Genomic DNA, 13162 nt, shown 5'->3' on the forward strand with positions numbered 1-13162 from the left:
TGTAGCCACTGTCTCAGTGTAGTCAAGTTCTCACTATCTCCACTTTGCCGTGTTGTCGCCTTGTCTCGATCACAGCCGGGCTGGAAACATGATCTCTGCTGAAGTCCAGGAGAATCGATCATGCCGACGAGACCACCGCACTACCGCCGCGTGGCGGACGACATCGAGCAGAAGATCCGCTCGGGCGAATACTCGCCGGGCCAACAACTGCCATCGGTGTCCGAAATCGGTGAGCTCTACAACGTGGCGCGCTCCACGGCCTACCGAGCCGTCAAGGAGTTGCACGAGCGGAACCTGGTCTACGGTCAGCAGGGGCAGGGCGTCTTCGTCGCCGACAGTTAACGGCACGAACGGTCCGTTGTCAGCGGGCCTCCGGGTCGAGGCCGAGCACGGCTCGTCCCCCGTCCACCGGCAGGATCACCCCGTTGACGAAGCTCGCCGCCGGTGACAGCAGGTACGCGACAGCCTCGGCCACCTCGTCGACCCGCCCGATCCGGCCCACCGGGTGCAGCCGATTCAACTCGGCGTCGATCCACTGGGCCTGGGTGGGCTCCTGCGCGGCCAGAAATTCGGTGTGCCGCTCGGTGGCGATCGAGCCGAGCGCTACCGCGTTCGCGCGGATGCCGTACTTGCCGTACTCGACGGCCAGCGCGCGGGTCAGCCCCTCCACGGCGGCCTTCGCCGTCGCGTACGGCAGGGCGCCCGACACGGGCCGGCGGGCCTGGTGCGACGAGACGTTGACGATCGCGCCGCCGGCGGCGCGGGCCAGGAACCGGCGGACGGCCACCGCCGCGCCCACCACGGCCGGGCGCAGGTTCAGCCCGATCAGGTCCAGGACCGTGTCGGCCGAGGCGGAGTGCAGCGCGGCGTCGCGGAACACCGCCGCGTTGTTCACCCAGCCGGTCAGGGGCGCGGCGCGTTCGGCCAGCTCGGCGGCGTGCTCGGCCACCCGCTCGTCGGCGGCGTCCCCGAACACCGCGACGAGTCGGTCGGCGGCCGGGTGCCCGGTCAGCCAGTCGGCCGCGTCGGCGTCGCGCTCCAACACGACGACTGTGGCACCGGTCGCCACCAGGCGTTCCACCACGGCCCGGCCGACACCGCGACCACCGCCGGTCACCACACACGACGTGGGCACCGCTCAGCGCTCCGGTCGGCGGTGGACGACCACGCAGGCCAGCCCCGGGCCGGCGTGCGCGGCGACGACCGCGCCCGCCTCGGAGACGTACGTGTCGTGCAGCCGGTCACCGAGCCGTTCGGTAAGCGCGGTCCGCAGCGCCTCGGCCCGTTGCGGCGCGGCCAGGTGGTGCACCCCGAGATCCACGTCGTCGTCCCCGGCCACCTCGACGGCCAGGTCCACGAGCCGGGCCACCCCCCGGCTGGCGGTGCGGACCTTCTCGCGCAGCACGATCGCCCCGTCCGGCATGTGCATGATCGGCTTGACGGACAGGGCGGTGCCGAACAGCGCCTCGGCCGCGTTGATCCGGCCGCCTCGGCGGAGGAACTCCAGCGTGTCGACGTAGAAGAAGACGGTGGTGCGGGCGACCGCGGCGAGCGCCGCGTCGCGTACCCCGGCGAGGTCGACGCCGACCTCGGCGGCGGTGGCGGCCGCGATGGCCGGGAAGCCCAGCCCCATGCCGGCGGAGCGGCTGTCCACGACCTGGACCCGGCCGTCCAGGTCGGCAGCGGCCAGGCGGGCGGCCTCGACCGTGCCGGACAGCGCGGCGGAGATGTGCACCGAGACGATCCCGTCCGCGCCGGCGTCGAGCAGTTGCCGGTACGTCCGGGCGAACTGGTCCGGCGCCGGGCGGGAGGTGGTGGCAGTGACCCGCCGGGCGCTCAGCGCCACTGTGGCGTCGGCCGGCTGGGTTTCCACCCCCTCCAGCCCCTCCGCGCCGTTGAGCACGACGGTCAACGGGACCACGGTCAGCCGGTGCGCCTGCAACAGCTCAGGCGGCAGATAGGCGGTGGAGTCGATGACGACCGCGACGGGCATGCCCGGCACGCTAGCCGATCGAGGGCTCCAACGCCGAGGCGCGAGCGCTCAGATCGCGTCGACGGCGACCGGAGCGGTGACCAGGCCGACGTTGTGCGCCCGCAACTGCCAGCCACTGACGTCCTGCGGACGCCCGATCGCCGGCGCGCGGTCGTCGTGCCGTAGCTCGCTCCAGTGGCAGTTGGCCAGGGAACCGATGGTGCGCAGCACGCCGGTGTCCCAGCCGAGCAGGTGACCGATGCCCTGCCGGGAGCCGCCGCCGTGGGTGGCGATCACCACAGTGCCGCCCGGTGTCGCGTCGGCCGCCTCCCGCAACGCGGTGCCGACCCGCTCGCCGAGGTCGTGCAGGGGCTCCAGGTCGGCGCCCGGGGCGGGGTCGCCGGCCCGCCAGCGGGCGTACTCCTCGGGGAAGCGCTCGGCGACCTCGGTGAGGTGCAGGCCCTGCCACTGACCGAAGTGCCGTTCGCGGAGTCGGGCGTCGGTGCGAACCGGGAGCCCCGTCAACGCGGCGAGCGCGGCTGCGGTCTCCACGGCGCGGCTCAGGTCGCTGGCCACGATGGCGTCGGGCCGCAGCGCCGCGAGCAGCGGCGCGGCGGCGCGGGCCTGGTCGCGACCCAGCTCGTTGAGGGGTACGTCGGTCTGCCCCTGGACGCGGTTGGCGGCGTTCCAGTCGGTGTTGCCGTGCCGCCAGATGATCAGTCGGGTCATTCGGCGGCGGCGGACCCGCTGGCGTCGGCCTCGACCAGGTCGCGATCGACGAACGGGATGGTGGGGCAGTCCTTCCAGAGGCGGTCGAGCCCGTAGAACTCCCGCTCCTCCGTGTGCTGGACGTGCACCACGATGTCGACGTAGTCGAGCAGCACCCAACGGCCACCACGCTCGCCCTCGCGCCGCACCGGCTTGGCCTTGTCCGGCAGCTCGAGCAGGCTCTCCTCGATGGCGTCCACGATGGCCAGCACCTGACGCTCGTTCGGGGCAGCGGCGAGCACGAACGCGTCGGTGATGGCGAGCTGGTCGCCGACGTCGATGATCGTGATGTCCTGCGCCTTCTTGTCGGCGGCGGCCTGGGCGGCCGCCATTGCCAGCTCGTGGGCGCGTTCGGAAACTGTCACCGTTCTCCTTCGATCAAGCGTGCGATCCTCCAAGCGTCTCATACCCGGCGACGCCGCGACCGCGCAGTTCTGGTCGGTTAACCGCACAAACCAGCCGGAACCTGGCGCGGTCAGCGTTGATAGAGGCTCCGCTTGGCGATGTACTGCACCACACCGTCGGGCACCAGATACCAGACCGGCTCACCTCGGGCCACCCGCGCGCGGCAGTCGGTCGACGAGATGGACATCGCGGGCACCTGGATCAGGCTGACAGTGTCCGCCGGCAGGTGCTTGTCGGTCAGCGGGAAGCCGGGCCGCGTCACCCCGATGAAGTGGGCCAGCTCGAAGATCTCGTCCAGATCCTTCCAGGACAGGATGCGTTGCAGGGCGTCCGCGCCGGTGATGAAGAACAGCTGCACCTTGGGGCCGTACTCGGCCTGGAGGTCGCGCAGCGTGTCGACGGTGTAGGTCGGCCCACTGCGGTCGATGTCGACCCGACTGACCTGGAAGCGGGGGTTGGAGGCGGTGGCGATGACAGTCATCAGGTACCGGTCCTCGGCCGGGCTGACCGGTTCGTCGGCCTTCTGCCACGGCTGCCCGGTCGGGACGAAGACCACCTCGTCCAGGCCGAACCGGTCCGCGACCTCACTGGCCGCGACGAGGTGGCCGTGGTGGATCGGGTCGAAGGTGCCACCCATGATCCCGATCCGCCGGATATCTTCCTCCACCCGATGATCGTAGGCCGGCCGTCGGGACCGGCGCCCCCGGCCCGGGTGAGGGCCGCGCCACGTCAGGGTCGCGGCGGGAGTGCTCGCACGCGTATACTCGCCGACGAGTAGTTGTTCGCGAGCGAGCGTGGAGGGTGTCGTGCCGAAGCGGCGCAAGGTCAGCAACCTGCTTGCGTTGGCCGTGCTGTCCGCCCTGGTCCAGCGGCCGATGCACCCGTACGAGATCGCCACCGCGCTGCGTGCCTGGGGCAAGGACCAGGACATGGAGTTCAAGTGGGGCTCCTTCTACACGGTGATCCGCAACCTGGACAAACACCACCTGATCGACGCGGTGGAGAGCGTTCGGGAGGGCCGACGCCCGGAACGCACCGTCTACCGGATCACCGACGCGGGGCGCGCCGAGCTTGTCGACTGGGCCCGTGAGCTGGTGGCCACCCCGATGCCGGAGCATCCCCGCTTCCGGGCCGGGTTGTCCGTCCTCGCCGCGCTGCACCCCGACGAGGCCACCGACCTGCTCCGTCAGCGGCTCGACCTGCTTGACGACGCGCTCCGGCGGGACCGCGAGACGCTCGACGGCCACCTGCGGGAGATCCCGCGGCTGTTCCTTGTCGAGTCGGAGTACGACCTGGCCCTGCGGACCGCGGAGGCGACCTGGCTGCGTGCCCTGCTCGCCGAGCTGACCTCGGGCAGCTATCCGGGGCTGGACACCTGGCGGGCCTTCCACGAGACCGGCGAGATGCCTGCCGAGCTGGCCGGGCTGGCCGAGAGGACCAGCACCCCGACCACGGAGACCACCGACTGACAAACGGCTCCGGCGGGGTGCGCCAACACCCCGCCGGAGCCCTTACCTCGAACCGACACCTGGGAAGGCACCCGGCCCGAAGCGGCAACCAGAGGATAGCCGGGCTCCCTCCCAGGTCGGTTCGCACGCGCACGAACCGACCACACCCAGGGAGAGACAATGACCACGGTACGAACCGCGATCGTCATCGGCGGCGGCATCGCCGGACCGGTGACGGCGCTCGCGCTGCGCCGAGCCGGCATCACCGCCACCGTCTACGAGGCGTACCCCGCCACGGCCAGCGGGGTCGGCGGCATCGGCGGCACCCTCGCCCTCGCGCCCAACGGCGTGGCGGCGTTGCGCATGGTCGGCGCGGACGAGGCGGTGACGGCGATCGCCACCCCGATCGAGCGCAGCGTGATGGCCGTGGGCCGTCGCCGCATCGACCTGCCCACGCTGGCCGGAGTGCCGCCGCTGCGGGTGGTGCACCGGGCCGAGCTGCACCGGGTGCTGCACGACCGGGCGGTCGCCGATGGCATCCCGTTCGCGTACGGCAAACGGCTCGTCGACGCCGAGCAGACCGACAGCGGCGTGACGGCCCGGTTCGAGGACGGCAGCAGCGCCACCGCCGACATCCTCGTCGGCGCGGACGGCATCCGGTCCACGGTCCGTCGGCTCATCGACCCGGCCGCGCCCGGCCCCCGGTTCACCGGCCTGCTCAGCTTCGAGGCGGTCGCCCGGCACGAGGTGGGCGAGCCTGGCACCATGACGTTCGCGTTCGGGCAACGGGGCTACTACCTGTACTGGCCGGAGCCCGGCGGCGGCACCCGGTGGGGCGCCAACCTGCCGCAGCAGCGGCCGATGAGCCTCGTCGAGGCCCGTGCGGTGCCGGCGCGAGAGTGGATGGAGACGTTGCGGACCAGCTACGGCGACGACGACCCGGGCCGCGAGCTGATGGCGACCAGCGACGCCGACGCACTCCAGGTGGCCGGCTCGTTGCAGATCATGCCGCCCGTGCCGCACTGGCACCGGGGCCGGATGGTGCTTGTCGGCGACGCGGTGCACGCGCCGTCGAACAGCTCCGGGCAGGGTGCGTCGCTGGCCGTCGAGAGTGCGGTGCAACTCGCCCGCTGCCTGCGTGACCTGCCGGACGTGGAGGCGGCGTTCTCCGCGTACGTGCGGCTGCGCCGGGCCAGGGTGGAGAAGGTCGCCGCCCGCGCGGCCCGGATCAACAGTGCCAAGGCGCCGGGGCCGGTCGCCCGGACGCTGATGCCGCTGCTGATGCCGCTGATGGTGCGCACGGTGATGGACCCGGAGAAGACCATCGCCCACGAACAGCGCTACGTCATCGACTGGGACGCCCCGGTCACGACGGAGCTCGCGCTGCGCTGAGCCGCCGGGCGCGGGGTGGCCCAGCCGCCACCCCGCGCCCCGCCCAGCCGCACCGTGAACGCCTCCGGTCTCACCCCGCCGCGGCGGCCACCGCCGTGCGGGCGACAAGCGCGCGGCGCAGGTCGTCGTCGGCGTCGGTGACCACCCGGCGCAGGCCGGGGGTCAGGTCGTCGCGGGCCAGCAGCGCCGCGGCCGCCTCCCGGGTCGGCTGCGCCACGGCGTAGCGGGGAAACGCCAGCTTCGCCACCTGGTCGGCGGTCCACGGGGTACGCCGACGCGCGGCCGACGGCATGTCCGTGAAGTACCGCTCGACGTACGCGGCGGTCAGCTCGGCCTGCTCGGGTTGCCAGAACCCCTCGGCGGTCGCCTCCAGCAGTCGGTTGGACAGCTCGGTGTCCCGCACGATGATGTCCCAGGCGGCCTTCTTCGCGACCGGATCGGGCAGGGCGGCCCGGCAGCGGGCGGCCCGCTCCGCGCCCGTGGAGCTGTTGTCGGCGGCCGCCTCGACGGCGATCTCCGCCTCTCCGGCGGCACCCAGCACCACCAACCGGCGCAGCACCGCCCAGCGCAGCTCCGCGTCGACCCGCAGGCCGGCCGGCACGTCGCGGCCGGCGAGCCAGCCGACGAGCAGGTCCGCGTCGGTGGTCGCGGCGATCCACCCCCGCGCCGCGGCCAACTGCAACGACTCCCCCGCCGGCGCGCCGTCGAGCAGCCGCTGGCACGCCCCGGCGACCCGGGCCAGCGCCGCGGACCGGGTCAGCGGGTCGAGGTAGCGGTCCACAAGCGACCGGCTGAGCGTGAGCACGTCCTCCGCGATGATCACCTCGGTCTCGGTGGGCAGCGCGGCGACCATCAGGTCGACCAGGCCGATCACCGGCCGCTCCCCGTCGGTCGCCGCGTCCAGCGCCTCGGACCAGAGGAGCGCCCGGGTGAGCGGGTCGGCCATGCCGGGCAGCAGCAGCGCCACCGCGTCCGCCGACGCCGGGTCGAGGCGCACCTTGGCGAAGGTGAGGTCGCCGTCGTTGAGGAGCAGGAGCCGGGCCGCCGGCGTGCCGACAAGCGCCTCCAACACGGTCCGGCCGCCGTCGACGGCGGGGTCGATGTCGATCTCGTCGCGCCGCACGGCGCCGTCCACCGAGTAGCGGCCCACGCCGATCCGGTGCGGGCGCAGCACCGGGTGGGAAACCGGTGCGGTCTGCACCACTGCCACGTCGGTGTAGCGGCCGTCGGCGTCGACGGCGACCTCGGCGCGCAGGGTGTTGACCTGCGGCCGGCGCAACCACACCTCGGCCCAACCGGACAGGTCCCGGCCGCTGGCGGTGGAGAGACTGACCAGCAGGTCGGCGAGCGTGGCGTTGCCGAAGCGGTGCTCGGCGAAGTGCGCGTTCAGGCCGGCCAGGAACGCCTCGTCGCCGAGCCACGCGACAAGCTGCCGCAGCACGCTGGCGCCCTTGGCGTACGAGATGCCGTCGAAGTTGAGCAGAGCCTCGTCGGCGTCGGCCACCTCCTCCGGCGCGACCGGGTGGGTGGAGGGCCGCTGGTCGGCCGCGTACCCCCAGGCCTTGCGGCGCAGGGCGAAGGTCGTCCAGGCCTGCCCGAAGCGGGTCGCCTCGAAGGTGACCCGGGTGCCCAGGTATTCCGCGAAGGACTCGTTCAACCACAGGTCGTCCCACCAGCGCATGGTGACCAGGTCACCGAACCACATGTGCGCCATCTCGTGGGCGATGGTGGTGGCCCGCTGCTCGCGCTGCGTGTCGGTGACCGCCGAGCGGAACACGTAGTCGTCGCGGAAGGTGACGATGCCCGGGTTTTCCATGGCGCCGGCGTTGAACTCCGGCACGAACGCCTGGTCGTACTTGCCGAACGGGTAGCGCTCGGTGAAGAGCTGGTGGAACCGGTCCAGGCACTGCCGGGTGACGGTGAAGATCTCCTCGGCGTCGGCATCCAGGTGCTCGGCAAGCGACCGACGGCAGTAGATGCCCAGCGGCACGCCGTCGTGCTCGGCCCGCCGCACGTGGTACGGGCCGGCGATCAGCGAGAAGAAGTACGTGGCAAGCGGCGCGCTGGGGGCGAACTCCCAGCGACCGGGCGTCGGTCTGGCGGCCACCTCGGCGTTGCCGGAGACCGTCCAGTCCGGCGGAGCGGTCACCGAGAGGGTGATGGGAGCCTTGAGGTCGGGCTGGTCGAACGCGGCGAAGATGCGTTGCACGTTGTCGAGAAAGCTCACCGCGTAGAGGTACGTCTCGCCGTCGGCCGGGTCGACGAAACGGTGCATCCCCTCGCCCGCGTTGGAGTACGTCATCTCGGCCTCGACGACAAGCGTGTTCGTCGCGGCCAGGTCGGTGAGCGGCAGTCGGTTGTCGGTCAGCAGGTCGGTGTCGAGGTCGCGGTCGTTGAGGCGTACCGCCAGCAGTGTGGCGGGCTTGACCTCGGCGAACGTCGCGGTGCCGGGGGTCGCCCGGAACCGGATCTCGACGCGGGAGCCGAACAGCTCCGCGCCGGCGGTCAGGTCGAGGTCCACCTGATAGGACTCGACGGTAATCGCCGCGCCACGCGCGGTCGCCTCTACACGGGTCAGGCTCGGCATCCGCTTATCCTGCCCGATGGGGATCGACACTCGGTCACCACACGACCCTCGGCACTGGAGGAAAGAACCATGGCGCAGCACCCCAAGGGCGACTTCGACCTCTCTCGGGCGGTCTGGCAGCGGGCCGAAGGGGACACCTCCGACAGCGCCGTCGAGGTCGCCTTCGTCGACGACCTGATCGGGATGCGCAACTCGGCCGAGCCCGAAGGGCCGGTGCTGGTCTTCACGCAGGCCGAGTGGGACGCGTTCGTGGCCGGCGCACAGGACGGCGAGTTCGACCTGGACTGATCGCGCCCCGCCGGTGTGCGGGGGCCGCCAACCCGGGGCCGGCGATCCCCGGGTTGGCGGTCAGCCACCGGCCGGGCCGTCACCGTCACCCCAACCGAGACCGCCGGGCCCCGGGGCGTGGTGGAAGCCCGGATGATCGGCCACGTCGACGCAGCGGTCGCCGTCCGGGCCGATCGCACCGCAGAACAGCCGCTCGGCCCGCTGCCAGGCGTCGGCCGGCGACAGGGCCGCCGCGCCGAGCGCCACCTCCGGGCGGAGCAGGGTCAACGCCTCCGCGTACGCCACGGCCAGCTCGCGGGCCTCGCCGACGGTCGGCGCGGTGAAGCCCAGGTGCACGGTGAAGAATCGGTGCGGCCGGACGGGCCGCCTCGGCGGGCCGATCAGTGGCCCCGGGTCACGGCCTCCGCCCAGTGCCCCGACCGTTCGCCGCTGCCGCCAGTGCGGTGATGTGTTGTCGCGCATCCGCCCTCCCCCGTGGTTGCCCCACCAGCAGCAAACCAGGTTCCGCGGCTCCTGGGAGGGGCCAGCCGGCGTGCCGTCGGCGCGGGGATTCAGCGGCGACGACGGGGGTACCCGCAACCGGCCCGGTGGTGACCGGCCGGACCCGCGCGTGAGGAGACCCGATGGCGACGATGCCGGCCGACCGCAGCCCGGACAGCACGCTCGCGTTGCTCCGCACCGGCTACCGGTTCATCGGGGCACGCTGCGAGCGGTACGGCAGCGACGTCTTCCAGACCCGGATCCTGCTCGCACCGACCATCTGCCTACGGGGCCGGCCGGCGGCGGAGCTGTTCTACGACACCGAACGCTTCCAACGCGCGACCGCCATGCCGCTGCGGGTGCAGCGGACCCTCACCGGTCGGCGGGGCGTGCAGGGGTTGGACGGACCCGCGCACGCCGAGCGCAAGGCCATGCTGATGTCGATCATGACGCCGACCGCCATCCAGCATCTCGGCCAGCTCTTCGACGACGCGTGGCAGGCCCGGATCCCCGCCTGGGAGGCCGCCGGGCCGCTGTCGCTCTACGACGAGCTGGGCCGCCTGCTGACCCAGGTGGTCTGCGCGTGGGCCGGGGTGCCGCTGCCCACGTCGCAGGTTCAGCGGCGCACCGTCGAACTGCACGCGATGATCGAAGGTCCGGCGGTGGTCGGCCTCCGGCACTGGCGGGGCCGGTTCGCCCGGCACCGCGCCGAACGCTGGCTCGCCGACCTCATCGAACGGGCCCGGGTCGGTCTCCTCACCGCGCCGCCCGGGAGCGCCCTGGCCGTGATCGCCGAGCACCGGGACCGGCAGGGCCGGCTCCTCCCCCGGCGGGTCGCGGCGGTGGAGTTGCTCAACGTGCTGCGGCCGGTGGTCGCAGTGGACCAGTACATCGCGTTCGCCGCGCTCGCCCTGCACGACCATCCGGGCTGGCGGGAGCGGGTTCGCGGCGACGGCGAGGCCACCGGGAACTTCGTCCAGGAGGTACGCCGCTACTACCCGTTCTTCCCGATGGCGGCGGCCCGGGTCCGGCACTCCTTCGACTGGCAGGGCCACCACTTTCCCCGGGGCCGGCGGGTGCTGCTCGACCTGTACGGCACCAACCACCACCCGACCCTCTGGCCGGAACCGGAGCTGTTCCGCCCGGAGCGGTTCGCCGGCCGACGCGTGGACCCGTTCGAGCTGATCCCGCAGGGCGGCGGTGACCACTGGGCCGGGCACCGGTGCGCTGGCGAGTGGATCACCATCGACCTGATGAAGCGGGCGGTCACCAACCTGACCACCACCATGCGCTACGACGTTCCCGTCCAGGACCTGGCCCTGGACCTGCACCGGATGCCGGCACTGCCGCCCCTCGGTCTGACCCTCACCAACGTGCGCCGCACCGCCTGACCTCCGCCTCGCCGAGCACCGCGCATCTCGTCTCCTCCACCCGGACATCCGGGGACGGACAGCTCTTTCCGGCCGCGTCACCCGGCGTCCGCCGGTCGACACACCGGGTCCGTTTGATCGGCGGGAATGCGGGCAGGTGCTGCTCAGGCACCGGTTCACCGCCGTCCTGGCGAGGAGGCACGTCGATGTCCTTGTTCAGCACACCCGCTGACGCCCGGCGCGCCGCGCGCGATGGAGGCGTCGACCGCGCCGGCGCGTCGCCGGTCCACCTGCCGATGACGTACGTGCTGCCGCTGCGCTGGCACGCCGACACGGGCCTTGCCGAGTTGACCGGTTACCTGCGGTGGCTGGCCGACCGGGTCGAGGTGATCGTGGTGGACGGATCCGCACCGGAGGTGTTCGCGCGGCACGCCGACGCCTGGCGAGGCCTGGTCCGGCACCTCCCGCCCGACGCCACCGCTCGCGGACTCAACGGCAAGGTGCTCGGCGTACGCACCGGGGTACGCGCGGCAGGCCACGAGCACGTGGTGATCGCCGACGACGACGTCCGGTACGACGAGGCCGGGCTGACCGCCGTGCACCGGCTGCTGGGCCGGGTCGATCTGGTGCGACCGCAGAACTACTTCGACCCGCTGCCCTGGCACGCCTGGTGGGACACCGGCCGGACGCTGCTCAACCGGGCACTCGGAGACGACTACCCGGGCACCCTCGCGGTGCGGCGCAGCACCTTCCTCGCCATGGGCGGGTACGACCCGGATGTGCTCTTCGAGAACCTGGAGCTGATCCGTACGGTGCGCCGGTACGGCGGTGCCGAGGCCAGGCCGGCCTGGCTGTACGTCCGCCGACTGCCGCCGGATGCCGCGCACTTCCGTGGCCAACGGGTCCGGCAGGCGTACGACGACCTGGCCCAGCCGGCTCGCCTGCTGACCGCGCTGGCGGTCCTGCCGGGGCTGGCGGCGGCGGTCGCGTCGCGCCGGCCCCGGCTGCTGCTCGGCGCGGCGGCCGGGGTGGTCGCCCTGGCCGAGGCGGGTCGTCGTCGCGCCGGCGGCGACCGGGTGTTCCCGCCGACCACGGCGCTGGCGGCCCCACTCTGGCTGTTGGAGCGCGGGGTGTGCGGCTGGCTGGCGGTGGCCCAACGGTTCCTGCTCGGCGGCGTCCGCTACGGCGACACCCGCATCCGCCACGCCTCCCACCCCACCCGGGCCCTCCGCGCCTCGAGCCCAGTGCGCTGACGAGCCCGTACACACGACAGCTCACGGGCACCGGAGTGCCCGTGAGCTGTCGGCGGTGGCGCGGCGGTGGGGTCAGGGGCTGACCTGGTGCCGGGCCTGCTGGGCCTGGTCCTTGACGTCGTGCGCGGCCGACCGGCTGTCGTCCTTGACCGCGTGCACGGCGTCCTGGGCGGTGGACCGCACCGACTCGGCGGCCTGCTGGGCGGGCTCGCGCAGCTCCTCCTTGAGCTCGCTGGCCACCTGTCCCAGCTTCTCCTTCACCGCACCGCTGTGCTCGCCGACCCGCTCCTTGAGCTGGGTCGCGGCCTGCTGCTCGCGGCGGGAGGCCGGGATCAGCGACGAGGCCAGCCAGCCGACCCCGAACGCGATCAGGCCGGCGGCGAGAGGGTTGCCCTGGGACTTCTGCCGGATCACCCGTGGCGCGCTGTGCGCGGCGTCGCTGACGGTGCTCGCCGCCGAGTGCGCGGCGTCGCCGACGCTGGAGGCCGCCGACGAGGCGCGGTCGCCCACCGAGTGGGCCGCGTGGCCGGTGCCGTGGCCGAGGTCAGACGCGGTTCCCATGACCTTGTCCCTCACATTCTGCAGAGCGGAACGGGCCCGCTGCTTGCGGTCGTCGACGATGCGGCTGGGGCTGACCTTGTACGCCAGCGCGTCCACATCGGAGCTGAGGCTGTTACGGGTGGCTTCGATCTCGCGGCGGATCTGATCGGGATCGGTGCTCATCGGGTCACTCCCTCCGGGTGCGGCTTGAGCGCGTCGGGGATCCGCTGCACGCTGTCGTTTGTCTGCTTGAGCCCGCGTACGTGCTGGGCGTTCTTCTTCGCCATGGAGTAGAGGACCGCGGCGACCACGGCCCAGATGACGGCCACGATCAGGGCGGCCAGGCCGGAGTCCATGACGTTGTCCAGGAACTGCCACACGGCGATGGACACGAAGAGCGCCACCATGTAGCCGCCGAAGCCGGCGCCGCCGAAGAGCCCGGCGGCCTTGCCGGCCTTCTTGCCCTCCTGGCGGATCTCGGCCTTGGCCAGCTCGACCTCCTGACGCATCAGCGTCGACAGGTCACTCGTCACCTGGCGCATCAGCTCACCGATGGAGCTGCCCTTCACCTCCGCCGCGGTGTGCGGGGCACCCGCGTCGGGGTGGTATCCGGAGCCCAGGCCGGACCCCTGCGTCGGCGTGGTCATGCCGTCGCCTCC

General features: G+C 72.6%; 15 protein-coding genes. 6 read left to right on the plus strand and 9 right to left on the minus strand.

Going from position 1 to position 13162, the window contains the following annotated elements:
• Positions 1-120 precede the first annotated feature (120 nt).
• A complete protein-coding gene (locus ACQPWW_RS27575) occupies positions 121-342 on the plus strand; it encodes a GntR family transcriptional regulator (protein ID WP_203178714.1) in 222 nt (73 codons plus the stop codon).
• 19 nt (positions 343-361) lie between these two features.
• Here ACQPWW_RS27575 and ACQPWW_RS27580 read toward each other — a convergent pair whose 3' ends face one another.
• The 5 genes from ACQPWW_RS27580 to nadD form a co-directional block, all read right to left on the minus strand.
• Complete coding sequence (locus tag ACQPWW_RS27580; protein WP_433126535.1) at positions 362-1135, minus strand: SDR family NAD(P)-dependent oxidoreductase; 774 nt, start codon at positions 1133-1135, stop codon at positions 362-364.
• A gap of 3 nt (positions 1136-1138) precedes the next feature.
• The gene (locus ACQPWW_RS27585; RefSeq protein ID WP_433126536.1) at positions 1139-1993 is read right to left on the minus strand and encodes a DegV family protein; all 855 of its coding nucleotides are present in this window, start codon (positions 1991-1993) and stop codon (positions 1139-1141) included.
• Positions 1994-2041: 48 nt separating this feature from the next.
• Complete coding sequence (locus tag ACQPWW_RS27590) at positions 2042-2701, minus strand: histidine phosphatase family protein (RefSeq protein ID WP_433126537.1); 660 nt, start codon at positions 2699-2701, stop codon at positions 2042-2044.
• The gene (gene rsfS, locus ACQPWW_RS27595) at positions 2698-3105 is read right to left on the minus strand and encodes a ribosome silencing factor (protein WP_357412070.1); all 408 of its coding nucleotides are present in this window, start codon (positions 3103-3105) and stop codon (positions 2698-2700) included. Before rsfS ends, ACQPWW_RS27590 begins: the two co-directional genes overlap by 4 nt.
• Before the next feature lie 110 nt (positions 3106-3215).
• Positions 3216-3812 (minus strand): nicotinate-nucleotide adenylyltransferase, encoded by a 597-nt coding sequence (gene nadD, locus ACQPWW_RS27600; RefSeq protein ID WP_357244230.1) that lies wholly within the window; start codon positions 3810-3812, stop codon positions 3216-3218.
• A gap of 139 nt (positions 3813-3951) precedes the next feature.
• Here nadD and ACQPWW_RS27605 point away from each other — a divergent pair, with 139 nt between their 5' ends.
• Both ACQPWW_RS27605 and ACQPWW_RS27610 read left to right on the plus strand, forming a co-directional pair.
• Positions 3952-4614 (plus strand): PadR family transcriptional regulator, encoded by a 663-nt coding sequence (locus tag ACQPWW_RS27605; RefSeq protein ID WP_433126539.1) that lies wholly within the window; start codon positions 3952-3954, stop codon positions 4612-4614.
• A gap of 159 nt (positions 4615-4773) precedes the next feature.
• The gene (locus ACQPWW_RS27610) at positions 4774-5985 is read left to right on the plus strand and encodes an FAD-dependent monooxygenase (RefSeq protein ID WP_433126540.1); all 1212 of its coding nucleotides are present in this window, start codon (positions 4774-4776) and stop codon (positions 5983-5985) included.
• 70 nt (positions 5986-6055) lie between these two features.
• Here the strand turns inward: ACQPWW_RS27610 and pepN are convergent, their stop codons facing one another.
• Positions 6056-8572 (minus strand): aminopeptidase N, encoded by a 2517-nt coding sequence (pepN, locus tag ACQPWW_RS27615; RefSeq protein ID WP_433126541.1) that lies wholly within the window; start codon positions 8570-8572, stop codon positions 6056-6058.
• Between the two features lie 69 nt (positions 8573-8641).
• On the opposite strand from pepN, the gene ACQPWW_RS27620 reads away from it, so the two are divergent.
• On the plus strand, positions 8642-8860 hold the full coding sequence (locus ACQPWW_RS27620; RefSeq protein WP_030491749.1) for a DUF397 domain-containing protein: 219 nt from the start codon (positions 8642-8644) through the stop codon (positions 8858-8860).
• A 60-nt stretch (positions 8861-8920) separates the two neighbouring features.
• On the opposite strand, the gene ACQPWW_RS27625 is transcribed toward ACQPWW_RS27620, so the two are convergent.
• Positions 8921-9322: a hypothetical protein gene (locus ACQPWW_RS27625; RefSeq protein WP_433126542.1), complete on the minus strand. Its 402-nt coding sequence runs from the start codon at positions 9320-9322 to the stop codon at positions 8921-8923.
• Between the two features lie 161 nt (positions 9323-9483).
• Here ACQPWW_RS27625 and ACQPWW_RS27630 point away from each other — a divergent pair, with 161 nt between their 5' ends.
• On the plus strand, positions 9484-10731 hold the full coding sequence (locus ACQPWW_RS27630; protein ID WP_433126543.1) for a cytochrome P450: 1248 nt from the start codon (positions 9484-9486) through the stop codon (positions 10729-10731).
• Positions 10732-10916: 185 nt separating this feature from the next.
• Complete coding sequence (locus ACQPWW_RS27635; protein ID WP_433126545.1) at positions 10917-11963, plus strand: glycosyltransferase; 1047 nt, start codon at positions 10917-10919, stop codon at positions 11961-11963.
• Between the two features lie 72 nt (positions 11964-12035).
• On the opposite strand, the gene ACQPWW_RS27640 is transcribed toward ACQPWW_RS27635, so the two are convergent.
• Positions 12036-12686, minus strand: coding sequence for a DUF3618 domain-containing protein (locus ACQPWW_RS27640; protein ID WP_433126547.1), 651 nt, complete (start codon positions 12684-12686; stop codon positions 12036-12038).
• Entirely contained in the window at positions 12683-13150 is a 468-nt protein-coding gene (locus tag ACQPWW_RS27645; RefSeq protein WP_433126549.1) for a phage holin family protein, read from the minus strand. The genes ACQPWW_RS27640 and ACQPWW_RS27645 overlap by 4 nt, the downstream gene beginning before the upstream one ends.
• Positions 13151-13162: the final 12 nt, after the last annotated feature.

Origin of the sequence: Micromonospora sp. CA-240977 (assembly GCF_050942285.1) — a bacterium.
In the GTDB taxonomy this organism is placed as follows: Bacteria; Actinomycetota; Actinomycetes; order Mycobacteriales; family Micromonosporaceae; genus Micromonospora.